This window comes from Bradyrhizobium xenonodulans (genome assembly GCF_027594865.1).
Lineage (GTDB): Bacteria > Pseudomonadota > Alphaproteobacteria > Rhizobiales > Xanthobacteraceae > Bradyrhizobium > Bradyrhizobium xenonodulans.
Map to the genome: position 1 here is coordinate 5,484,464 of NZ_CP089391.1, position 23,642 is coordinate 5,508,105.

The following is a 23,642-nucleotide window of genomic DNA, read 5'->3' on the forward strand; positions in this document are numbered from 1 at the left end:
ACCGAGGGGGATCGGATGCAATCTCCAGTCACACCCAGAGTTGGCAGGCGTATCTTGTTTGAAGTGGTCCAGCCGCTTTTGCGCCTTCGCTCAGCGTTGCCTGGAACGCTCGTTCTGTTGTCGTCAGCCTTCCTGCTCGCCGCCTGTATCGTGACGGCCGACCAGTCGATCGAGGCGGATCCCAAGGATCCTCGCGCGCAAGACATCGCCGACAAGATCCGCTCCCTCGATCTCCAGCCACGGCAACCCGGGGACACAGGATCGGGCGGCGTCGCCCAGGCCAAATCGTCGAGGCCGGCGATCTATCTCAGCGATGGTGCAACGCCACAGGGCGGTGCGCTTGCCGAGCGCGATGACTCCGGCGGCAGCGGCTACGACCTCAATTTCGAGAACGCACCGGTGGCGACCGTCGCAAAGGTCATCCTCGGTGACGTGTTGAACGTCGGCTACACCATCGACCCGCGCGTGCAGGGAACCGTCACGCTCGCCTCGGTGCGGCCGGTGCCCAAGGCGGACGCGGTCTACGTGCTCGAAAACGCGCTGCGCATGTCGGGCGTCGCATTGGTCCGTGATCGCACCGGCTATCGCCTGCTGCCGGCGCCGGAGGCCGGTCCCGGCGGCGTCGACCGCTCGATGAACGCGGCAGCCGGCCAGGGCATCACGGTGGTACCGCTGCGCTACGTCTCGGCCCAGAACATCTTCAAGCTGCTCGACGCCTTCGGCGTGAAGGCCCAGGCCATGCGGTCCGACAATGCCCGCAACACGCTGATCGTCAGCGGCAGCGGCAGCGATCGCGCCACCGCGGTCGACACCATTCTGTCATTCGACGCCGACTGGATGCGCGGACAATCCGTCGGCATCTTCCCGGTCCGCAACTCCACGCCCGAGCCCGTGATCACCGAGATCGAGAAGATCATGGATTCCGGCGAAGGCGGCATGAGCCAGAACGTGATCAAGTTCCAGCCGATTTCGCGGCTCAACTCGATCCTCGTGGTCAGCCAGAAGCCGGAATATCTCAAGCGCGCGCAGACCTGGATCGCGCGGCTCGACCGCTCCGACACCGACGGCGTGAACCTGAAGTCCTATCCGCTGCGCTACGGCAATTCCAAGCTGATCGTGTCGATGCTGAACGACATGCTGCTCAACCAGAGCGCGACGAGCAACTCGACGCTCGACAACGCATCGAGCCAGGTCGCGCCGGGTGCCGGGATTTCGACCGCGTCGTCCGGTGGTCCGGTGGCAGCGCTCAGCGGGTTGCCGACCGCCGCCGCCGGCGCGGCGACCCCGGTCTCCGGACCTGCCGGCTCGGCCCTCGGCGCGCGGCCCGCTCCGGTCGCATCCGCAACGCCGGCGCAGGACAATAGCGGTCTTTCGAGCGGCAGTGCGAAGCCCGGCCTCAACAGCCTCCTCCAGAATGTGCGGATCACCGCCGACGTCACCAACAACGCCGTGCTCGTCTACGCCAACCAGGAGGCGCAGCGCATCGTCGAGCAGACCATCCGCCAGATCGACCGGCCGCAGCGCCAGATCGCGATCGAGGCGACGATCGCCGAGGTGACGCTGAACGACCAGCTGAATTACGGCGTGCAGTTCTTCCTCGCCAGCAAGCAGGGCTCGATCTCCAACACCATCTCGGGCATCAGCAATGCGGCCACGGTGGGCAGCAACACCGAGGGAACGAGCAACGCGGTCAATGCCGCGGCCGGCGCCCTGCTCGGCCGCGCGCTGCCGGGCTTCAACTTCCTGATCGGCGCCGAGAACTCGCCGCGCGTCATCCTCGACGCCCTGCATGGCGTCACCAACGTCAAGGTGCTGTCGAACCCGTCGCTGGTGGTGCTGGACAACCAGGCGGCGACCTTGCAGGTCGGCGACCAGGTGCCGTTCTCGACCGGCACCGCGACCGTGCTGACCGCCAACAACACCGTGGTCAACACCATCGACTACAAGAACACCGGCATCATCCTGCGCGTGCTGCCGCGCGCCAATGCCAACGGCAATGTCGTGCTCGACATCGAGCAGGAGATTTCGAACATCGCCGCCGGCAGCGCCAATTCGCTGACGCCGACGATCTCGCAGCGCCGGGTCAAGAGCTCGATCGCGGTGACCAGCGGCCAGACCGTGCTGCTCGCCGGCCTGATCAGCGAGACCGAGAACAGGCAGCGCCAGGGCCTGCCGATCCTGGATTCCATTCCCGGCGTGGGCGATGCCTTCTCGCACCAGACCAACGCGCGCAGCCGCACCGAGCTGATCCTGTTCATCCGCCCGACCGTCATCAAGGACGGCGTCGATGCGCATGTCATCGCCGAGGAGATGCGCAGCAAGATGAACAGCCGTCTGGTCGGGACCAGCAATCCCGTCGTCACCGTGAGCCCGCCCAAGGCGGCGCGCTGACGCGTGACCGACCAGGCTCCCCACGAGGGGGTGGGGCCACCGCTCGCGCTCAGCGTCGCCCTGCTGCTGGGCGTGTTCGCAAGTCTCGTCACCGCGCCGGGCGCGGAAGGCCTGTACGGCGCGTACCTCGCCGCCCTGATGCTCGCGATCGCGGCGAACGATGCCCGCCACTACCTCATCCCGAACGAGCTGACGGGGGCAGCCTTCGCGCTCGCCTTGCTCCGCGCCGCCGCCTTCGTGCCCGATATCGGCGTCGAGGCCCTGCTCTGGCCGCTGGCCCGCGCAGCTGCCGTGGCGGTCCCGCTGCTGCTGCTGATGGCGTTCTACCGGCGCTGGCGTGGCCGCGACGGGCTTGGGCTCGGCGACATCAAGTTAGGCGCGGTCTGCGGCGCCTGGCTTGACCTGGCGACCGTGGTCGCAGTGATCGAGCTTGCGGCACTGGCCGCGATCGCCGCTTATCTGGCCAATGCTGCACTGCGAAGCAAGCGGGTCCGCGGCACAGCCTTCCTGCCGTTCGGGCTTTTCCTCGCCCCCGCGATCTGGGTCGGTTGGCTGGGGGAGAGCTGGTACACGAGCTGGTTCGGCGGCTGGCCGGGCTGAAGCGCGATGTTGTCCTGGACGACCAGCTTAAGCCGTTGATTCTACAGTCCTCGGCTACTGTGCATGGGGTTGTTTTCGACCTTTTTTTGTTTCGGGAGGCCGACGCGCCGGCTCAGGGCTCGCGGCTCGGCGCCCATTCCAGCGCCCGCAGGCGGGCTTGGGCGATCTCTCCGCGCGTCATTTTGGTGGTGACGGCATCGCGGATCCGGGCCCGCGCCTCGCGCGACGGCGGCGGCGCGGCAGCGGTCGACAGATTGAGCCATTTGGAGGCCTCGACGATGTCGCGCGGCACGCCCTGGCCGCGGTCGTAGAGCAGGCCCAGCGAATATTGGGCGCGGCTGTCGCCCTGCTCGGCCGCCCGGCGGTACCACATCGCCGCTTCCGTGTAGTTCTGCGGCACGCCGCGGCCGGTCTCGAACAGCAAGCCGAGATAGGTCTGCGCCGGCGCATTGCCGCGCTCGGCGAGCGGAATGAAGATGCGGGAGGCCGTCCTATAGTCTTGGCGCTGGTACGCGGAGAGGCCCTGGCGGAACGACTGGGCGTGGGCCGGCACCGCCGTCAGCAGCAGAAGCACGGCGACGGCCCCCAAGGCCCATCGCGACAGCCCGGCATGGCGCCGGCGCTCAAGATCATATCCGCCGAAAGACGTCATGCCGTTCCTTCCCCGCATGTCATAAGATTAGTCCGGCGGTGTGAGGGAATCCAGAGCACCGCCGGGCCGCGCCGCAACCGGCGATTTGGCGCTTTGGGTGCAGGACCGGCCCGACTATAAGGCGAGCGAAGATCTCCTCGCCGCCGCGCCCGATGCGCAGGGCCGGCCGTCACGGGCACAGGATCGCGCGTTTTGCGGATTTGCATCATCCAGTCCTGTTACATCCCCTGGAAGGGCTTTTTCGATCTAATCCGGCGTTGCGACGAATACGTGATGTTCGACCGCGCCCAGTATGTGAAGCGGCACTGGCACAATCGCAACCTGATCAAGACGGCGAGCGGCCCGGCCTGGCTGACCATCCCCGTCGTGGTCAAAGGCCGCTTCGAGCAGCCGATCGACGAGGTCGAGATTGCAAGTCCCTGGGCCGAGAAGCATTGGCGCGCGATCGAGCTCGCCTATCGCCGTGCCGCGTTCTTCGACGAGTTCGCCCCGGTGGTGAAGGGCTGGTACGAACAGGCCGAGCGCGAGAAGCGGCTGACCGACATCAACGCGATCTTCCTGCGCGGCATTGCCGGTTTGCTCGGGATCACGACACGGATGACGCGCGACACCGCTTATCCGGTGCTGGGAGCCAAGACCGAACGGCTGCTCGCCATCGCCCGTGCCGCGGGCGCCGACCACTATCTCAGCGGCCCCTCGGCGCGAGTCTATTTCGACGAGGATTTGTTCCGCGCTGCTGGTGTGACGCCGGAGTGGATGAGTTACAACGGCTATCCCGAATACAGCCAGCTGCACGGCGACTTCGTGCATGAAGTGACCGCGCTCGACCTGCTGTTCAACACTGGGCGAGACGCCGCGCGCCATCTCGATCGGAACGCCTGAAGGGCAGAAAAAACGCTCCGGACGAGGCCATCGTCCGGAGCGTCTGTTCGAAGCGGTAATGCGGCGACTTACTTCAGCGCGATCCCGGACATCGCCCCGTCCGTGGTGTTGCCGTTGAGTTGGTTGGTCGTATAGGACGACACCGTGCCCACCACGCCGGTCGCGTTGCCCTGGATCGCAGACGAGCCGACCCGGATGTTGGTGGTTCCGCCGGCGTTCTGGATACCCGTGGCGTTGTTGGAGGCCGTCGCGCGCATGACCATCAGGTCCGCGGTTCCGGAGCTGGCGGTGCCGATGATGCCGGCAAGCGTGCTGTTGGTCGCGACGCTGTCGTCGATGCTGAGCTTGACGCTGCCGCCGGTCGCATCGCCAGCGATACCGAAGGTGTTGCGATCGGCAACGACGCGGTTGACCACGCCCTTGCTCGACCCGCCAGCCGCAGGCGCAATGCGAATTCCGGCTCCGGACGAGCCGTTACCGTTGCTGAACACCGTGGTGCGGGTGATTTCGAAGCCGGTGGTGCCGGGCGCCGTGATCGAGATGCCACTGCCCGTGAAGCGCCGGATCACGCAGTCCTCGACATGGAGGAACCCGCCGTTGAGGAAGGTGACACCGTTGATGCCGGTGCCAAGGCCTTCGATATCGAGCCCCTTGAGGAAGAGGTAGTCGTTGACGCCGGCATTGAAGATGATGCCGTTGGTGCCGGACACCAGCACGCCGGCCGATCCGATCTCGCAGGAGATCGTCATCGACTTGGTGACCGTCACCGCGCCGAAACCGCCCGGATCCAGGCAGTTGATCTCGCCGGCCGCGGCCGTCTTGGAGATCGCGCCCGCGAAGGTCTTGCATGGTGCGGTGCGGCTACAGGGGTTGGCGTCATCACCGACACCTGACACCCAGGTTCGGGTCGCTTGCGCGTTGGCGGGTGCCGACGCGAGGAGTGGAACGAACAGTCCGACGGCCAAAGCCACCAAGGCAATGCGACGCATGGGTATATCTCCCTTAAAGCAGTGATGTTTGCTGGGGTAATGCAGATTTTCCGCGAGCCGATACTCGTAGCTCGGGGAGGCGTGGGACAATGGAAGCGTATTCGAAACTGACAGGCCCCCTGTCAAATTAGCGCAATTCTGATCTTGTCGCCGGCTTGTTATTATTTCGCAAGTTCTATCTCGGATCGCAGAGAGCTTTGCGACATGCCGTCGTGGAAATCATTCGATTTGCCCACAATGATCTGACGCTAGCCCACTGCACGTCGGAACCTGCTTGGATTGGTCTTTGCAACCGGGGGGAGGTTCAAGTCATGCGAGGCTTTTTTCCGCGGCTTCTCGATCGCGGAGAGCTGCGACGAATTTCGTCAGTCGTCACAAGCTCCCCCGGCCCTTGATCGGCGCGGCGGTGCGGCCTGTGACAAGGTATCGCACATGCCTGACGCGGGACGTGTAACGCAATCGCGGCTCGTCAGCTGACGATATGCCAGCCGCCGGCGGTATTTGTCGTGCCAATCTGCTGGTTGACCGCGACCTGGGTGCCGTTCATCTCCCACACCGTCAGCGCATGGGTGCTCGCGTTCTCGAACAGAACGTCGGACTTGTGGTCGCCGTTGATGTCCTGCAAGCCCGCATAGACGTCGCCTGAAGCAGCGATTCCGATCTGGGGGCTGTCGGTGATCTGCGTCCCGTTGAGCTGCCAGACGGCAACGCCTCGGGTCGTGCTGTTGACGAAGAAGAGATCGGACTTTCCGTCGCCGTTGAAATCGCCGACGTCGGTAAACTGCCAGCCACTGGCCGCGTTGATCGTGCCGATCTGCGGGCCTGCGGTGATCTGGCTGCCGTTCATCAGCCAGACCGCGGCACCGTGGGTGGTGTCGTTGACGAAGAACAGGTCGGTCTTGCTGTCGCCGTTGAAGTCGCCGGTCGCCGCGAAATGCCAGCCGCCTGCCGCGTTGATCGTGCCGATCGTCGTCGCGGACGAGACCTGCGTGCCGTCCATCTGCCACATCTGGACGTCGTGGGTCGTGTCGTTGATCAGCAGAAGGTCGGTCTTGCCGTCGCCGTTGAAATCGCCAGTGGAGGCAAAATGAAAGCCGGACGGCGCGACGCCCACCTGCGGACCAGTGATGATCTGCGTGCCGTTCAACTGCCACTCGGCAATCCCATTGGTGGTCGCGTTGACGAACAGAAGGTCGGTCTTGCCATCGCCGTTGAAATCGCCGACGTCGGTGAACTGCCATCCTCCTGCGGCATTGACGGCACCGATGACGACAGGCGCTGTGCTCTGCGATCCGTTCATCAGCATCGCCGACAGCTCGTGCGTCGTGTCGTTCAGGAACAACAGGTCGGACTTGCCGTCGCCGTTGAGGTCGCCCTTGGCGGCATAGTGGGAGCCGGTGGACGAGGTGCCGACCTGCGTGTTGTCGAGTACCTGGGTGCCGTTCATGTCCCAGACGGTGACGCCATGCGTGGTGTCATTGAGGAACAGCAGATCGGTCTTGCCGTCGCCGTTGAAATCGGGCTCGCGGGTCGCGGTGTGCCTGGCGGCGAAAGCGGCCGCCAGCGTAGCGTTCGTCACCGTGCCGTCCGCGAACTGGAAATACTCCACGCCCGTGATCGTGTCGGTGCCATCGGGGGTGCCAGAACGCTGATCGGCGATGGTGAAGGTCTGCGCGGCCGAGTTATAGACGATGATGTAATTGGCTTCGTTGCCCGAAAACACCGCCGTATCGGTGCCGGTGCCGCCGATGATGGTGTCGCTGCCGCCGCCGCCGGTCAGCGTATCGTTCCCGGAGCCGCCGTTCAGCACGTTGGCGATGGCGTTGCCCAGGATGGTGTCGTTGCCCGACCCGCCGATCGCGTTATCGATGTAGGACCGCACGTCGCCATTGTAGAGATAGGCGTTGTAAACGTTGCCCGACGCGGAATGGTCGTTGCCGAGATAGGCCAATTGGGCGGAGGAGAACAGCGACGACGCGCCGGGATTGAGATTGATGCTCAGGCTCGTCGTGTAGTTCGACAGATCGTAGGTGTCGACGCCGCCGCCGTCCCAGACCGTCTCGTAGATGCGGTTGGCGGAGCCGCCGGCGCCGCCGCCCGGCGCGAGCTGTGACACGCCGTTGACGAACTCCTGGCCCGTCGTCGGGCTCCAGGTATAGACCGTGTTGCCGCTCTGGGTCGTGTAGTCCGCGCCGTACATCGTCTGCAGCGCGAGAATATCGTTGGCCATGTAGGTCTGCGGATATCCGTAGGCCTCATTGGTGTAGCCGCTTGTCGTCGAAGCGCCGACATAGCTGCGATAGCTCATGACGGTATATTCGCTGTCGTCATGCGCGCTCGGCACCGCGACGTCGGCGACGCCGCCGGTCTCCTGGCTGTGCTTGAGGCCGAAGGCGTGACCGAGCTCGTGCAGCGCGGTCGTGAAATAGTAATTGCCGAGCTGCGCCAGCGAATAATTGTACTTGGTCCCGAACCAGATGTCGCCGCCAGCCGCATAGTTGCCGGGATAGTAGGCGTAGGAGGTCGGATTGGCCGACGGCGACTGCGCAATCATGATGTCGCCGCTGCCGGTCCCGTTGTACAGGATGGTCGCGTTGGTGTAACTGAGGATCAGCCCGATCGCGTAGTTGATCGCCGACTGCATCGCGCTCGGCGCCGAGGCGAAACCCGAGGTCGTCGGCTCGCTGCTGCCGCCGCTATAGGGATTGGTGTAGTCGCTCGAGGCGTCCGGGAAGCTGTAGGTGATCGTGCCGGACCATTTGACGCCCGACAGCAAGCCGTCGATATCCGCGTTGTTGGTGGCACTGACGGTAACAGAAGTGGCCAAAGGACTCTCCGGAGCGACACTCCCACGCGATTCGGCGCGCGGGCAAGCGATTCTAGCTTGAGATTGATACGTTTGGTTTAATTTTGGCGAAGGTCACCGGCGGTTTGCGTAACGCTCCGTTAAACATCAAATCCTGTATTGGCACCGGACCGGCCGGAGGGTTCCAACCGCTCAGCGTGGCCAGATTTGCGAAGAAAATCGTGAAAATACCCCGACACTCAGCCAGTGTGCTTGGCGTCCTGTTCGCCCTCACCAACTCTGGAGGATTGCCTGTCATGGACGGGAAAGCCAAAGCGGCCGAAAGCGGCAAAGGGGTCCGTTCACCGTCAGTTCCGCTCGCCCGGGATCCGTCCGCCGCGGTTGCCGAGGAATACGAGGCTGCCCGTCGCAAGGACACCGCGGACGCCTACGAACTCTTCATCGCACGCCACGGCGACGATCCGCTCGCCGAGAAGGCACGGGCCGACCTCAGGCGTCTGTCGCGCTGAGACGGCAGACACTGGATGGCGCTATGTTCGGGAGCCCCTCGCCGCCCGGTCCGCCGGTGGGTGACACATCCTGGCCCAATCTATACAAGTTCGGCTCAGATTGACGCCCCAACCGGAATGCCGCGTGCTCGACTTCGTTAGCCCGGAACACCACCAGCCCCTGACCCCGGCCGCGGACGGCTCGGCGCTCGTCGGTGCGGACGGTGCGCGCTATCCCATCCGTGACGGCATCCCCGATTTCGTGCCCGCGAGCGGCAGCGAGGAACCGCCGCACGGCAACCAGGATTTTTACCGCACCCGGGCGCACGAATATGATCTCGGCAACAACGTCATGTTCAAGATGCTGCTTGCCGAGGAGGAGCCGGTCCGCGAGGATCTCGCCGCGAGCCTGATGCTGCGGCCCGGCGCGCGCGTGCTGGAGATCGGCTGCGGGACCTGCCGCGACACCGTCCATCTGCTGCGCAGGGACGCAACCGTCTATGCCGGCGACCTCTCCTACGAGATGCTCGCGATCGGCAAGCAGCGGCTCCAAGACGCAGGAGCCGATTTCAGCCGTGTCCGCCTGTTCCGGGGCGATGCGATGCGGCTGCCGTTCCCGGATGGAAGCTTCGACGCGGCCTTTCATTTCGGCGGTCTCAACCTGTTTCCCGACGTCGCCGGCGCGCTCAAGGAGATGGCGCGCGTGGTGAAGGCGGGCGGCCGTGTCGTCGCCGGTGACGAGAGCGTCGGCCCGTGGCTCGCGGACACCGAATTCGCGAAGATCCTGAAGAACTCCAATCCCCTGTTCGCGCATGTGGCGCCGCTCGACAGGATTCCGGTCAACGCGCGCGACGTCAGTTGCCGCTGGGTGCTCAACGGCTCGTTCTACCTGATCTCGTTCGAGGTCGGCGCGGGCGAGCCGCAGCTCGATCTCGACGTCGAGTTTCCCGGCTGGCGCGGCGGCTCGCACCGGACCCGCTATTTCGGCCGCCTCGAAGGCGTGTCGCCGCAATTGCGCGAGACAATCGTCAGCCGCGCAGCGGCCGAGGGGATGTCGATCGTCGCATGGCTGGAGAAGACGTTGCGCAAGGCGACGGAAGCCGACTAGCGTTCGTGACGGGAGCGAGAGCGTGAAGCAGCAGATCGTCATATTCGGTAACGGCGAGATCGCCGAACTTGCGGATTTCTATTTCACGCATGATTCCGAATTCGAAGTCGCAGGTTTCACCGTCGACGAGGCCTTCCTGACCGCCACCACTTTTCGCGGACGACCAGTCGTGCCGTTCGAGACCGTTGCACAGCAATTTCCTGCCGAGCACTACCGGATGTTCATCGCAGTCAGCTATTCAAGGCTGAATGAAATACGGGCCGCCAAGGTCGCAGCGGCACGCGAGGCGGGATATCAACTCGCTTCCTACGTCAGCAGCCGCGCGACGATATTTCCCGGCCTGACCATCAAGGAAAATTGCTTCATCCTGGAAGACAACACGATCCAGCCCTTTGCCGAAATCGGGGCCAACGTCACCTTATGGAGCGGCAACCATATCGGACATCATTCGGTGATCGAGGATGATGTTTTTCTCGCCTCTCACGTCGTCGTCTCGGGCGGCGTGAGGATCGGCAGGGCGAGCTTCGTTGGCGTCAACGTCACTCTGCGCGACCACGTTTCGGTGGGACAAAAATGCGTACTGGGCGCCGGCGCGCTGATCCTGGAGGACCAACCCGACTTCTCGGTTGTTGCACCGCGCGGTACGGAGCGTTCATCTGTTCCGAGCTCGCGGTTGCGTCGCATCTGAAAGAAGCAGTTCATGCGGTGGAGAAAACTCGGCCACATTTTTGTCGCTCGCGGGCATTCGGAATCGTCGCACAGTCACGCCATCGTTCCAATCGCGAAAAGTCTGGGCGATCGCCGCTACAGGATCTATTTCACGCCGCGCGATCAGAAGAGGCGATCCAATGTGTCGTGGCTGGATATCGACATCCACGATCCGACCCGCATATTGCGCATGGCAACCGAGCCTCTCCTGTCGCCGGGCCCTCTCGGCAGTTTTGACGACAGCGGTGCAATCGGATGCTGGATCGTGGAGCACGGCGGAATCGAGCGGCTCTATTATCAGGGATGGACGCTTGGGATCACCGTCGGCTTCTATGCTGCGATCGGGGCAGCCGAGCGGCCGGCCGGCCGGCCGGATCTGCCCTTCGAGCGCGTCAGTCCTGGTCCCATCATCGACCGCTGCATGCAGGAGCCTCTCTTCGTCGCCGACCCCGCCGTCCTCATCGAGGGGCAACGATTTCGCATGTGGTATCAGTCCGGACGCAAATGGACCTTGCAGGACGGTAATGCGCTTCCCTCCTACGACATCCACTACGCGGAATCGACCGACGGAATTCGCTGGACCATCGAGGGCACGAGCGCGTTGACGTTCGAGCATCCCGGCGAGGTTGCGATCGCACGCTTCTGCCCTCTGCGCGAGGCCGACGGAAGCTACAAAGCCTGGTACTCCTATCGGGGAAACGACTGGGGCTATCGGATCGGCTATGCGACGTCGCGGGACGGCCTGGTCTGGACACGCCGGGACGAGCTTGCCGGAATCCACAACGATCCGGAGAGCTGGGAAGGCACGATGGTGTGCTATCCCTTCGTGTTTGACACGGAGATCGGCCGGCTCATGCTATACAATGGCGGCCGCTATGGTGACGCCGGTTTAGGAATGGCGATCCTCGAGCAGGATTGAGGATCATCCAGCCCGGTCGTGCCGAACGATGACCGTGAATTCGAACAGGCCATAGTCCTGAAGCAACGCCACTGATCGGCCATAGCGTCGCAAGCAGTGTGACAGCATCTCGGCGGCATCGGCATAATGGAGGTGCGCCGCGCGACGGTTGGGGTCGCTGGACAGGCTGAGGATGTTGAAGGCAAAGCCAAGGGTGCTCGCGCCTGCGAGCACGTCGATGGTACGGTGAACATATTCTGTCCACATCGAGGGTGCCACGCCCCCCCTAACGTTGAAGATGCCGCTGGCGACCGCGAAGTCAGCAGGCTCCGACGGATTGTCGCCAACCCGCCAGCGACAACCCGCCTCGCCATGGAGCCGTGAAGCCTCGGCGATCATGCCGGGCACCACGTCGTATCCCGTGAAGAGGCCGTGATAGCCCTCGGCGCGCAGGAAACGGCAAAAGTCGCCGTATCCGCAGCCAAGATCCAGTATGGACGCCCCTCGATTGCCGTCCAGCAGGCGCAAGAATTGGCGATGGCGCAGTTCGTGTGAGACCGTCCCGTTCCAGTCCACACCGCCCGACGTCGCCCCGAAAGCTACGAGCTTTGAGGCGTAGTAGGAGGTCACCTGCTTGAGAACGATATCGAGTTCGTTCGCGGAGTGCGGGCTTCCGGCATCGCTGCTCATTGCAGGCCTCGACCGGCCTCATGCCGCTGATCTCGCGACGTCACGTGGAATACGTTTTCGGCGGCTTTCGCGCGGTAGACCTCCCGTATCGTCGTATAGGGACGCCGTTTGACCTCGATGAGTATGTCGGCGATGTAGATTCCGATAATGCCGAGAACGAAAACCGTCACCCCGCCGAAGAACCAGATCGAAATGATCAACGAGGCATACCCGCTGACGCCGATGCCGGAGGTGAAGTAGCGGACCAGGATATAGAGGATCGCGAGCAGCGACATCATGAAGATCGCGATGCCGCCGTACATCACGTAATACAGCAACCGCGACGAGGTGGTGGTGAGATGCTTGACCGCCATCTCGAGCCGCATGCGGAACGAATAGGTCGTGGGCGAGGTCGCGAGCTTGCCGACCTGAAGCCCGACCTGGCGGAATCCGGCGAGCTGAAACAGGTTTCCGATCAGGAACTCGCGCTCCTCATGTGCGAGAAGCGCGTGGACATAGGCGCGGGTCATCAGCCGCGCCACCAGCACATTGCGCGGCAGCGATTGGTCGCCGAGCGCATTGACGAGCGCGAAGAAGAGCTCGCCCGTGACGCGCTCGAACAGATGACCGCGGCGAACCTCCTGAACGCCGTACACCACGTCGCAATCACCCTGCGCCAGGCGCTCGTGAAAACGCGTCAGGAGCTCCGGCTCTTCCTCCAGGTCGCTGTCGACAAGAAAGACGAGGTCGCCGCTCGCCTGTGCCAGGCCGGTCATCAGCGCCTTGTGGTGGCCGAAATTGCGCGAGAGGTCGATCACCACGACCCGCGGGTCCGCCTCGTGCAGCGCCACCGCGCGCGCAAGGCTGTCGTCGGGCGAGCCGTCGTTCACCATCACGAGCTCGACGTCGCGCGTGATCGGCTCGGTCGCCGCGATCGCGCGGCGATAGAACTCGTCGATTGTCGCCGCCGAGCGATAGAGGGTGGTGACGATGGACAATTTCACCGGAACATCCCCTTGAAGCCACGGAGCGTTGCGGGATTTGCCGCACCCGCCTCGCCCGCGCAAGGGGAATCTAGGCGCGGGATCGCGGCCGAAGCAAGCATCGAAATCGGACATCGAGATTGGGCATCGAGATTGGACATCGAGATTGGACATGGCAGGCTGCGCCGGCCGACACTTTGCCGCATGGTTTTTCGGCACTATGGTGGCTCCGCAATCTGTCCCGGAGCCTTTCACGATGCCCTTTCCGCATGCCTCGGAAGCCCTGTCGCGCTTCACTGTGCTCGATCTGACCCGTGTCCGGTCCGGGCCCACTTGCGTACGGCAGCTCGCGGATTGGGGCGCCAATGTCGTCAAGATCGACGCGCTGACCGAGGATAGCGGCGGCGAGCAGCCGGGCGGGCCGCGGCGGGGCTCCGACTTCCAGAATTTGCACCGCAACAAGCGGGCGATGACGCTGAACCTGAAGGATGAGCGTGGGCTTGCCGTGTTCAAGCGCCTCGCCGCCAAAGCCGACGTCGTGGTCGAGAATTTCCGTCCCGACGTGAAGAAGAAGCTCGGCATCGACTATCAGAGCCTCGCCGCAATCAACCCGCGAATCGTCTATGGCAGCATCTCCGGCTTCGGCCAGGACGGGCCCTATCACAAGCGGCCGGGCTTCGATCAGATTGCACAGGGCATGGGCGGGCTGATGTCGATCACCGGCGCGCCGGGCGAAGGACCGATGCGGGTCGGCATTCCCGTCGCCGATCTCACGGCGGGCCTGTTCTGCGCCATGGGCATCCTCACTGCGCTGCTCGAGCGTGAGGTGTCGGGCAAGGGCCAGTGGGTGCAGACCTCGCTGCTCCAGGCCCAGATCTTCATGCTCGACTTCCAGGCCGCGCGCTGGCTGATGGAGAAAGAAGTCGCCAAGCAGGCCGGCAACAACCACCCGACCAGCATCCCGACCGGCGTGTTCAAGACCTCAGACGGCTACATCAACATCGCCACCACGGGCGGGCGGATCTGGGAGCGCTGCGCGCAGGCGATCGGCGCGCCTGAGCTGTTTGGCCATCCCGACTATGCAACGGCACCTGGCCGTTCCAAGAACCGCGACGCGCTCAACGCCGAGATCGAGAAGCGCACGGTGACGAAGTCGACCGAGACCTGGGTCCGCGAGCTCAACGAGGCCGGCGTGCCGTGCGGGCCGATCTACGCCATCGACCAGATGTTCGAGGACGCGCAGGTCAGGCATCTCGGCATCGCGCAGGACGTGCCGACCGACGACGACCGCCACATCCGTCTGGTCGGCCAGCCCGTGACGCTGTCGCGCACGCCGAGCAGGATGGTGGCGCGGCCGCCGGAATTCGGCGAGCAGACCGACGAGGTGCTGAAGGAGTTCGGCCTCAGTGCCGACGAGATTGCGAAGCTCCGGGATGCCAAGGTGGTGTGAGCCCTTCGCTTGACGGGTCGCGAACGAAAAAGCCCGGCGCACGTGCCGGGCTTTTTGATTCGCGTATGAGTTTTCGGCTTCGCGTCCCGCGTTCGAAGCTCAGCCGTTCGAAGGGCGCAGGCATGCATTTGTGCGCACGAACCGGGCGGGTGTGATGCGGACGATCTCGAAGATCGCGTTCAAGAACGACAGAGCCCGGCGCGAGGCCGGGCTTTGCTTCTTGTTGACGCCTTTGTTGGTCTCAGTACTTGGCAACCACCGGGCCGCCGAACTGGTAGTTGATGCCGGCGCGCAGGATGTGGTCGGTGAAACGTGAGGAGACGTTGGCTGCGATCGTGGGGGACGGCGCCAGCGAGAACGGACCGGCCGAGAAGCGGCCGAGATCCATGTAGAGATATTCGAGCTTGGCGCTCCAGTTCTGGGTGATCTTGCCTTCCACACCCGCGCCGACGGTCCAGCCGACGCGCGTATCCGACGTCGAGCTGGTCGCAGCGACCGCGACACCAGCAGGCGTGAAGCCGGCGATGGTACCCGTGGTCTTGATCTCGCCGAAGGCCACGCCGCCGGTGCCGTAGAACAGCACCTTCGGCGTCGCCAGGATGCCGACTCGGCCGCGGACCGTGCCGAACCACTGGAGCTTCTGGTCGATCGTCAGCGTGGTGCCGGCGGCGGCGCCGGCAGGGAGGGCGGTCACGCCAGGAAGACAGGCTCCGCCTGCCACTCCGGTGGGGGCGCAATTGAAAACAGCGCGGCCCCTCTCGTCCGACCAATTCAGGTCGCCCTCGATGCCGAACACCCAGTTGGCACTCTGCCAGTTGTAGCCGGCCTGGCCACCGGCAACGGCACCGTTCATGTCGAACGACGCATTGGTAATGGAACCTGCCGGAGGCACGATCACCGCACCGGTCGCCGTGTTGTTGTAAGTGACGTCGGTGCGTGAACGACCCCAGCTATAGCCGCCATTGCCGCCGATATAGAAACCGGTCCAGCTCCAGACCGGATCAACCATGACCGGTGCCTTGACGTAAGGTCTTGCCGCCAGATCAGCGGCCAGCGCGCCCGTCGCAAACAGCGACATCGCCGCTGCCATTCCAATCACGATCCGCTTCATGGAGAACTCCCCCTCCGCACGATTTTGTGATGAAAACATACGCCGGGTGGCGCCCGGAGACTGTGCCGGGCCAGCAACAAGCAGAAACAATCGGGGCGTGTGGCATTGCGGACTACAACGACATGCTGCCCTTATATTATTGAATTTGAAAATTGTTTTGGCTTACGCCGATGTCGTTTTGGACCCCTGCGTCAATCCGCCACGGGCAAGCAAGCCGTCGATCACGGGCCAGAACAGCAGCACGATCGCCAGGGTCGTGATCGAGCCGACCAGACCGTTCGACCAGAACACCCCAAGGTTCCCGCCGGAACCGATCATCGACAGGCGGAAGGCATCCTCGGCGCGGTTGCCGAGCACGAGCGCCAGCGTGAACGGCGCCAGCGGAATGCCGATCTTCTTGAAGACGTAGCCGACGATGCCGAAGCCGAGCATCAGCCAGATGTCGAACATCGCGTTCTGGATCGCATAGGCGCCGATCGCGCAGGACACCACGATCATCGGCGCCACCGCGGCGAACGGCACGCGCAGGATCGAGGCGAAGATCGGCACCGTCGTCAGCACCAGCACGAGACCGACGACATTGCCGAGATACATCGAGGCGATCAGGCCCCAGACGAAGTCCTTGTGCTCGACGAACAGGAGCGGGCCCGGATTGAGCCCCCACACCATCAGGCCGCCGAGCAGGATCGCGGCGGTGCCGGAGCCGGGAATGCCGAGCGCCAGCATCGGCAGCAGCGCCGAGGTGCCGGAGGCATGCGCCGCCGTTTCAGGGGCGAACACGCCCTCGATCCGGCCCTTGCCGAAACTCTCGGGCTCCTTGGCAAAACGTTTTGCCAGATTGTAGCCCATGAAGGAGGCCGCGATCGCACCGCCCGGGGTGATGCCGAGCCAGCAGCCGATGAAGGAGGAGCGCAGCAACGTCACCCAGTATTTCGGCAGGTCCTTCCAGACGCCGAGCACGACGCGCAGCGAAATGCTCGCCGCATGTCCCCGCAGCGCCAGGCGTTCCTCCATCGTCAGCAGGATCTCGCTGATGCCGAACAGGCCGATGACGGCGACGAGGAAGTTGATGCCGCGGAGCAGCTCGGCCGAGCCGAAGGTCATGCGGAGATTGCCCGACACCGTATCCATGCCGACGCCGGCGAGCAGCAGCCCCAGCGACATCGAGATGACGGTCTTGTGCTTGGCCTCGCGCCCCAATCCGACGAACGAGCAGAACGTCAGGAGATAAACCGCGAAGAACTCCGGCGGGCCGAACTTCAGCGCAAAGGACGAGATCATCGGCGCAAGGAAGGTGATGAGGAGCACCGCAACCAGCGAGCCGATAAAGGACGACGTGAACGCCGCGGTCAGCGCCTCCGCCGCCCTGCCCTGCTGCGCCATCGGATAGCCGTCGAAGGTGGTCGCGACCGACCAGGCCTCGCCCGGGATGTTGAACAGGATCGAGGTGATCGCGCCGCCGAACAGCGCGCCCCAGTAGATGCAGGACAGCATCACGATCGCGGAGGTCGGATCCATCGTGAAGGTCAGCGGCAGCAGGATCGCCACGCCGTTGGGGCCGCCGAGCCCGGGCAGCACGCCGACGAAGATGCCGAGCACCAGCCCGACCATCATCAAGACGAGCGTCTTCCACGTCAGCAGGACGGCGAAGCCGTGCAGCAGGAGACCGAGAGCTTCCATCGCGGGCCCGCCTAGTGGCCGAAGGCCGCTTCGAGCGGCCCTTTCGGCATGATGACGTCGAAGGCGATATCGAAGGTGACGAACATGATCGCCGTGAACACGAGGGCGGTGAGCAGCGACTTCCACAGCGCGATCTTGCCGACCAGGCGCATAAAGCCCGCGATCAGCAAGAAGCTCGCGACATAGAGGCCGAGAAACTGGGTCACCAGGCAGAACAGCAGCGTCGGCACGAACACCGCCATCACGCGGCGCGCCTGCGCACGCGTGACGAAGGTCTCTGCCGCCTTGCGGTGCGCGATGAGCGCCACGATCAGGCCGTAGAGGCTGCCGCCGCCGAGAATGACGGAGAGATAGAACGGGAAATAGCCGGGCTCGGGCCCGGTCGAATCCCAGGAGGCGCCGGTGCGCCAATTGTCGTAGCCGAGCGTTGTGGCCAGCGCGAGCAGGAGGAGACAGACCACGATCTCGATCGTGCCGGAGGAGACGACGGAGGGCGAGTCGTCTTCAGGCGCGGTCGGATCGTCGACGACGATTTCAAGATCGGTTTGGGACATGAGCTCTGATGCACGTCTGGGACTTGTTCACCTCTCCCCGTTCTTACGGGGAGAGGTCGGCGCGAAGCGTCGGGTGAGGGACTCTCTCCCCGGACTCGACTCGTGGAGAGAGCCCCTCACCCCTGCCCTCTCCCCGTAAGAACGGGGAAAGGGAGAAGAGGGAGACGACTACTTCGCGACGAATCCGGCTTCCGTCATCAGCGACTTGTTGATGGCGTCGTCCTCTTCGAGGAATTGCACCATGTCCTTGCCGGTGAGGAAGATCGGCTTCAGCGCCTGCTTTTCCATGTAGTCCCTGTATTCCGTGGTCTGCGTCACCTTCTGGAACAGATCGACATAGAACGCCTGCTGCTCCGGCGTGACCTTGCCGGGCAGGAACATCGCGCGCAGCATCAGATACTGGACGTCGACGCCTTCCTCCTTGCAGGTCGGGATGTCGGCCCAGGACTGCGTGTCCGTCACCTTGCTGGTGTAGGAGATACGCTCCTTGTCGAACACGCAGAGCGGACGCACCTGGCCGGCGCGCCAGACTTCGAGATTTTCGCTAGGGTTGTTGACGTTGGACTCGGTGTGGTTGCCGACGAGCTGGGTCGCGGCCTCGCCGCCGGACTTGTAGGGCAGATAGGAGAATTTCGCGCCGGTCTTCTGCTCGAGGAAGACGGTCAGCACGTGATCCTCGCGCTTGGAGCCGGTGCCGCCCATCTTGAACGGCGCGCTCGCGGCCTTCGCGGCCGCGACGAACTCCTTCACCGTCTTCGGGCCGGCGCTGTTGTCCCACAGCACGAACTGATCGAGCGCGATCACCGAGACCGGGGTCAGCTCACGCCAGTTGAACGGGATCTTCGCCGACAGCGGCAGCATGTAGATCAGCGAATAGGCGATCAGCACCTTGTTCGGATCGCCCTCGCTGGACTTCATGTACATCAGCGCTTCTGCGCCCGAGGCGCCGCCCTTGAGCGAAACGACCACCGGCTGCTTCATCAGATTGTTCTTCTGGATCGCGGCCTGCATCATCCGCGCCATCTGGTCGGAGGCGCCGCCCGCGCCCGCAGCAACCACGATCTCGACCGGCTTGGCCGGTTCCCAGCCGGCAAACACCGGCGTGGCGCAAAGTGCCGCCGCCAGAACGACCGCGGCCTTCATTCCATGTCCCACGCGCATCTTCCCTATTTTCTTGTTCGGATTGGCAATTCGCGAAGTCGAGCGGACTGCATTGTGCGGGCGAATGCCGGCCAGTTCAAGCCGGGCCGGCGCCGCCACGCTTATGACTTTGGAATGAGGCCGATTGCAAGCACGACCTGCCTGCAAAAAAGCGCGGGCCCCTTGCGGAGCCCGCGCCCGTTCGGAAAGCAAATGCGCCGGCCCGCTACACCAGCAGGATGTCGTGCGGGTTGATCACCGCCCCGGCCTGGACCACGACGACCGCGACCGCCGAGCCCTGTGTGCCATCCGCGCTGAAATAGAGCGTCTGGTTGCCCGTATCGAAGTGGAATTCGGCCGCGCCGGAGAAGGTGTTGTCGGCCGAGGTCTCGAAGATCGACGTCACGTCCATGCCGGATATCAGGCCGCCGCCAAAACTGCTTGCCGAGATGGCGATGCGGTCGTGCTCGGTGGTGGTGTTGAAGTCCACGATCTGGCCCGGCGCTGTGGGTGGTTGAAGGAACGCAAACACATCGTTGCCGCTGCCGCCGGTCATGACATGGCCGGAAGCCGTCCCGATCAGGACATCGTTGCCGCCTGCGCCATTCAAGGCCTCGGTCCCGTTGGTGGCGACGATGATGTCGTCGCCGCCGGTCCCGTTCAGCACCGAGGCGCTGGCGGCGTTGTTGATCACGGTCGCGGTCGCGCTATTGGACGATGTCGTCATCCCGTCGGAGGCCGTGTAGTCGAACGAGCCGCCGGCCGTTGCGTCATCGGTGAAGAAGGCAAAGCCGAAGGCAGTCCCTGCGCTGCCGCCGGAGCTCGACGTGACGGCGCCGAGCGAGTGGCCGTCCGTGGTGTCGGGGTCGGTGTCGTTCAGTGCCAAAGCCCAGGCGGCAATGGCGACCGAGCCACCGGCACCGGCATCGGTGACGACAGTTTCGCCCACCGCGGTCGGCGCGTCGTCGGTGCCGTCGATCGTGACGGTGACGTCCTGAATGACAGTGCCGCCGTGACCGTCGTCGACCGTGACGAAATAGTCCTGGGTCAGCGTCTGCCCCTGCCCCAGGAACTGGATGTCGGCGTTGTTCACCGTGAAATGCCAGCCGACCGAACCCGCCCCGCCGGACTCGCTGACCGGATCGAGCGAGAACGTGCCGACATAGTTGCTGTCTGCGGGCACGAAGCTGACCGTGTGCGTATCGGTCGTTTCGGCATCGGAGAACGAGAACGAGCCCGAGGTGGACTCGGTCGCCGGCCCCGTCGCCGGACTGACGTTCACGGAGTCGAGGATCATGCCGTCCGTGAAGTTGTTGTAGGTGAATTGCAGCGTCGAGGTGGACAGCAGGGGATCGCCGGTGACGTCGAACGCGTAATGATGAATGCCCGGCGTGACGCCGGTCGACATCAGCGTGACGCCGTCCCAGACCACAGAGAACGGCGTGCTGATCTGCTCGGGATCGCCGATGAGGTCGAAGCTGAGGAAATAATGCTGGCCGGGCGTGGTCGCGATGGCCTGTGAGAGCGTCTCGTCGGAGTCCGTCGGGGCAAGCTGCACCGAATAATGGCCGAAGCTGCCGCCGAGCTCATATTGCAGGACGTGAATGTGCGACCCGCTGACACTCCAGCCTGTCAGATTGCCGGTCTCGAAATCGCCGTTGACGATCGAGGCGGGACCGGCATCCTCGGTGACCGATCCGCTCACATTGGCCGACGTGACGATGGGATAGTCGTTGGTGCCCGCGATATTGAATGTCAGCGTCGTCGTGGCCTGATGGCCCTGGCCGTCGTCGACGGTGAAGTTGAAGATATCGCTGACATTGTCGCCGGCCTGGAGCGGATCGACGGAGGCGTCGGCGTAATAGGCGTAGCTGCCGTCCGAACTGAGCAACAGCGAACCATGGGCGCCGGCAACCATCGTGCCGACATTGGCGGCGCTGCCGTTCACTTCCGAGATGGTGCGCGGCGTCGACAGGTCGATCGGATGGCTCACGTCGGAGATCGCGCCGCTGGCGAGCACGGTGCCGGTGTCGGGCACCGCAGTGTCGGACGTCTCCACCGTGACCGGTGTCACCAGCAGCGGGTCCGAGGCACCGTTGATCGTGACCGTCACCGTCTGGGTCGAGGTCGTGCTGCCGTCGGCGACGATGACGTCATATTGCACCGTGAGCGTCTCGCCGGGGCTGAGGAAGTCGAGGTCGCCGTCCCGGATCGAGAAGGTCCAGTCGATGCTGCCCGTGCCGGTTCCGGTTGAATCGTGCAAAGCCGTGGTGAGCGCATTCTGGAGGTCCGCCAGTGTCTCCGACGGCACGAAGTCCGGGTCGAACGACCACACGGCGGAGTTCAGCACGACGCTGACGGAGTGAACGTCCGACAGGTCGACGTCGCCGAAGCTCAGCGACCCCGTCGGCAGCGGGCTCGTCGTGTCCATCGCATTCGACCCGGTCACGCCGGCCTGCTCGGACAGCGAGGCCGAGCCCGGTCCGCCGGTCATTGCAACGGCGTCGTTGGCGCCGGTGATGACGACGGAGACGGCCTGCGTCGAGCTTGTCGAGCCGTCGGCGACCTTGAGGTTGTAGTTCACCGTCAGCGTCTCGCCCACCGCGAGATAATCGAGATCCTGGTCGGGAATCGCGAAATTCCAATCGATGCTGCCGCTGCCGGTGCCCGTGGAATCGTGCAGCATCGTCGTCAGCGCCGCGGCAAGATCGGCCTGCGTCGCGGCCGGCGGCGTCGGGCCGGAGCTCGAATCCAGCATCACCGTCACCGTGTGCGTATCGTTGGTGTCCTGGTCGGTGAAGGCGAGCGTGCCGGCCGGAATTGTCGGCGTCGTGTCGGGCACGGACGAACCCGTGGTGGCGTCCTGCTCGGCCACGGTCGAGGATTCCGGACCACTGGTAATGACGACGGGATGATTGACGCCGAGGATCGTGATGGTGACGTCCTGCGTGGTGGAGCCACCGTGGCCGTCGTCGATCGCCACGTGATAGACGAGCTTGAGCGTCTCGCCGCCATTGAGGAAGTTGGTCGAGGAATTGGCCAGCGCGAAATTCCAGTCGACCTCGCCGATCAGATGGCCGGTCGAATCCTGGAGCGAGGTGCCGAACGCGGCCAGCAATTGCGCATTCGTCAGCGGGATCGCGCCGCCGCCCGAGCGGGTCGCCGTGACCGTGGTCGAGACGGTGTGCGCGTCGGCAAGATCGATATCGGTGAAGAGCAGGCTGTCGCTGGCGTGGAGATTGCCGTTCGGATCGACATTCTGGTCCTCGACGAGCGCCGCCGATTCCGGGCACGACAGGTAGATCGGCTTGTCGTTGGTGCCGACCACGGTCACCGTGACCATCTGCGTCGAGATACCGCCGGCGTGGTCATCGAGCTGCACCGTGTAGGTGATGTCCAGATGCTGCCCCTCGGCGAGATAGTCGAAAGCGAGATCGGGCGCGGAGAAGGTGGTGTTGATGGTGCCGGTCGATGAGCCGGACGTCTTGACGACGTTGTCGACGTGGTAGAACGACATCAGCTCGGCCTCGCCCCATGGGCCCGGCAGCAGCCCCGCAGTGGCGCCGGCGGCGGACACGCCGATCACGGTCGCGCTGTGCCCGGTGTTGGCGAGATCGTCGTCGGTGAAGTTGAGCGCGACACGAACGGTGTCGGGCGTGAGCGACAGCGTCTGATTGGTCTGCTCGGTGACGGTCGCAGCCGTCGTCATGTTGATGACCGGCTTGTCGTCGGTGCCGGTGACCGTGATCTTGACGGTCTGGATGGCGAAGCCGCCGTGGTTGTCGGCGACCTTGACGTCGTAGGTCAGGACTAGCGTCTGGTTCTTGGCTAGGAAGTCGAAATCCTGGTCCTGGTCGCTGAAGCTCCATTTGAGCTGGCCGCTGCCGTTTGAATCGCTCAGAATCTGCGACTGCATCGCGGTCTGGAAATGCGCAAGCGAGGCGGCAGGGACGACCGTTCCGCCCGAGACCACCGCGGAATGCAGCGTCGCGGTCGTCGTGTGGGTGTCGGTCTTGTCGCTGTCCTTGAAACTCATCGTTCCCGACAGCGTGTGCAGCGTGGTCGAATCGTCGAGATTGGCGAATTCGGTGAAGCTGCCCGTGGCGGATGACGAGGTGAAAACCGGCGTATGATTGGTCATGAAAAAATCCCTGCCTGCGTTGCCATGAAGGCGCCGCCGCATGATGGCGCGGCGACGTGACTAATCGGTCTGAGAAATCAGACGAGACTCAAACGGTCTTGAAGCAAAGGCCTTGAATTGAGGGCGTTGGCTTGAGGGTCTTGGTTCAGGAGTTCTGGCTTGTTCGCGAGGTCGTGCCTGGCGTCGGGATGGTCAGCAGCAATGAAAATTCTGGCGCGGCTCGCGTCGTGAAAAACTACGTCGCTACTTCTACAGTTCAATTTCAGTTCGATGACATCGGTTGCAGGACGGTCGGTCAGAACGCACGACGAAAATCAAATCACCCAATTCGACTGGACTTAAAATCACTTGCTGGCCGGCCTGTCGGCTCGAAAATACGAGACGGCATCATG

The 23,642-nt window shown here is 64.0% G+C and carries 18 protein-coding genes; 8 read left to right on the plus strand and 10 right to left on the minus strand.

Annotated elements, in window-relative coordinates; all coding sequences use genetic code 11:
* Positions 1 to 15: 15 nt before the first annotated feature.
* Both gspD and I3J27_RS26130 read left to right on the plus strand, forming a co-directional pair.
* Positions 16 to 2,391: a type II secretion system secretin GspD gene (gene gspD / locus I3J27_RS26125; RefSeq protein ID WP_370691866.1), complete on the plus strand. Its 2,376-nt coding sequence runs from the start codon at positions 16 to 18 to the stop codon at positions 2,389 to 2,391.
* Between the two features lie 3 nt (positions 2,392 to 2,394).
* Positions 2,395 to 2,991: a prepilin peptidase gene (locus tag I3J27_RS26130; RefSeq protein WP_270161768.1), complete on the plus strand. Its 597-nt coding sequence runs from the start codon at positions 2,395 to 2,397 to the stop codon at positions 2,989 to 2,991.
* A gap of 112 nt (positions 2,992 to 3,103) precedes the next feature.
* Here I3J27_RS26130 and I3J27_RS26135 read toward each other — a convergent pair whose 3' ends face one another.
* Positions 3,104 to 3,643, minus strand: a complete 540-nt coding sequence (locus I3J27_RS26135; protein WP_270161769.1) for a tetratricopeptide repeat protein — start codon at positions 3,641 to 3,643, stop codon at positions 3,104 to 3,106.
* A 192-nt stretch (positions 3,644 to 3,835) separates the two neighbouring features.
* Between I3J27_RS26135 and I3J27_RS26140 the strand changes: the two genes are divergently transcribed.
* Positions 3,836 to 4,525 (plus strand): WbqC family protein, encoded by a 690-nt coding sequence (locus tag I3J27_RS26140; RefSeq protein WP_270161770.1) that lies wholly within the window; start codon positions 3,836 to 3,838, stop codon positions 4,523 to 4,525.
* Positions 4,526 to 4,593: 68 nt separating this feature from the next.
* On the opposite strand, the gene I3J27_RS26145 is transcribed toward I3J27_RS26140, so the two are convergent.
* Positions 4,594 to 5,514 carry a hypothetical protein gene (locus tag I3J27_RS26145; protein WP_270161771.1) on the minus strand — a complete coding sequence of 307 codons (921 nt, stop codon included), beginning with the start codon at positions 5,512 to 5,514 and terminating at the stop codon, positions 4,594 to 4,596.
* Between the two features lie 469 nt (positions 5,515 to 5,983).
* Complete coding sequence (locus I3J27_RS26150) at positions 5,984 to 8,341, minus strand: FG-GAP-like repeat-containing protein (protein ID WP_270161772.1); 2,358 nt, start codon at positions 8,339 to 8,341, stop codon at positions 5,984 to 5,986.
* Between the two features lie 275 nt (positions 8,342 to 8,616).
* Here I3J27_RS26150 and I3J27_RS26155 point away from each other — a divergent pair, with 275 nt between their 5' ends.
* The 4 genes from I3J27_RS26155 to I3J27_RS26170 all read left to right on the plus strand — a co-directional run bounded on the left by I3J27_RS26155 (position 8,617) and on the right by I3J27_RS26170 (position 11,543).
* Complete coding sequence (locus I3J27_RS26155; protein WP_306417028.1) at positions 8,617 to 8,829, plus strand: hypothetical protein; 213 nt, start codon at positions 8,617 to 8,619, stop codon at positions 8,827 to 8,829.
* A gap of 124 nt (positions 8,830 to 8,953) precedes the next feature.
* The gene (locus tag I3J27_RS26160) at positions 8,954 to 9,916 is read left to right on the plus strand and encodes a methyltransferase domain-containing protein (RefSeq protein WP_270161773.1); all 963 of its coding nucleotides are present in this window, start codon (positions 8,954 to 8,956) and stop codon (positions 9,914 to 9,916) included.
* A 22-nt stretch (positions 9,917 to 9,938) separates the two neighbouring features.
* A complete protein-coding gene (locus I3J27_RS26165; RefSeq protein WP_270161774.1) occupies positions 9,939 to 10,604 on the plus strand; it encodes an acetyltransferase in 666 nt (221 codons plus the stop codon).
* Positions 10,605 to 10,766: 162 nt separating this feature from the next.
* The gene (locus I3J27_RS26170; protein ID WP_270161775.1) at positions 10,767 to 11,543 is read left to right on the plus strand and encodes a glycoside hydrolase family protein; all 777 of its coding nucleotides are present in this window, start codon (positions 10,767 to 10,769) and stop codon (positions 11,541 to 11,543) included.
* Between the two features lie 3 nt (positions 11,544 to 11,546).
* Here I3J27_RS26170 and I3J27_RS26175 read toward each other — a convergent pair whose 3' ends face one another.
* Positions 11,547 to 12,212 (minus strand): class I SAM-dependent methyltransferase, encoded by a 666-nt coding sequence (locus tag I3J27_RS26175; RefSeq protein WP_270161776.1) that lies wholly within the window; start codon positions 12,210 to 12,212, stop codon positions 11,547 to 11,549.
* A complete protein-coding gene (locus I3J27_RS26180) occupies positions 12,209 to 13,195 on the minus strand; it encodes a glycosyltransferase family 2 protein (protein ID WP_270161777.1) in 987 nt (328 codons plus the stop codon). Before I3J27_RS26180 ends, I3J27_RS26175 begins: the two co-directional genes overlap by 4 nt.
* Positions 13,196 to 13,430: 235 nt before the next feature.
* Here I3J27_RS26180 and I3J27_RS26185 point away from each other — a divergent pair, with 235 nt between their 5' ends.
* Positions 13,431 to 14,624 (plus strand): CaiB/BaiF CoA transferase family protein, encoded by a 1,194-nt coding sequence (locus tag I3J27_RS26185; RefSeq protein WP_270161778.1) that lies wholly within the window; start codon positions 13,431 to 13,433, stop codon positions 14,622 to 14,624.
* A gap of 241 nt (positions 14,625 to 14,865) precedes the next feature.
* Here the strand turns inward: I3J27_RS26185 and I3J27_RS26190 are convergent, their stop codons facing one another.
* From I3J27_RS26190 to I3J27_RS26210, 5 genes are all read right to left on the minus strand, one after another.
* Positions 14,866 to 15,735, minus strand: a complete 870-nt coding sequence (locus tag I3J27_RS26190; protein WP_270161779.1) for an outer membrane protein — start codon at positions 15,733 to 15,735, stop codon at positions 14,866 to 14,868.
* 162 nt (positions 15,736 to 15,897) lie between these two features.
* Positions 15,898 to 17,415 (minus strand): tripartite tricarboxylate transporter permease, encoded by a 1,518-nt coding sequence (locus I3J27_RS26195; protein ID WP_270161780.1) that lies wholly within the window; start codon positions 17,413 to 17,415, stop codon positions 15,898 to 15,900.
* 11 nt (positions 17,416 to 17,426) lie between these two features.
* Positions 17,427 to 17,969, minus strand: coding sequence for a tripartite tricarboxylate transporter TctB family protein (locus I3J27_RS26200; protein WP_270161781.1), 543 nt, complete (start codon positions 17,967 to 17,969; stop codon positions 17,427 to 17,429).
* 168 nt (positions 17,970 to 18,137) lie between these two features.
* Positions 18,138 to 19,112 (minus strand): tripartite tricarboxylate transporter substrate binding protein, encoded by a 975-nt coding sequence (locus tag I3J27_RS26205; RefSeq protein ID WP_270161782.1) that lies wholly within the window; start codon positions 19,110 to 19,112, stop codon positions 18,138 to 18,140.
* A 223-nt stretch (positions 19,113 to 19,335) separates the two neighbouring features.
* The gene (locus I3J27_RS26210; protein ID WP_270161783.1) at positions 19,336 to 23,250 is read right to left on the minus strand and encodes a beta strand repeat-containing protein; all 3,915 of its coding nucleotides are present in this window, start codon (positions 23,248 to 23,250) and stop codon (positions 19,336 to 19,338) included.
* Between the last annotated feature and the right edge of the window lie 392 nt (positions 23,251 to 23,642).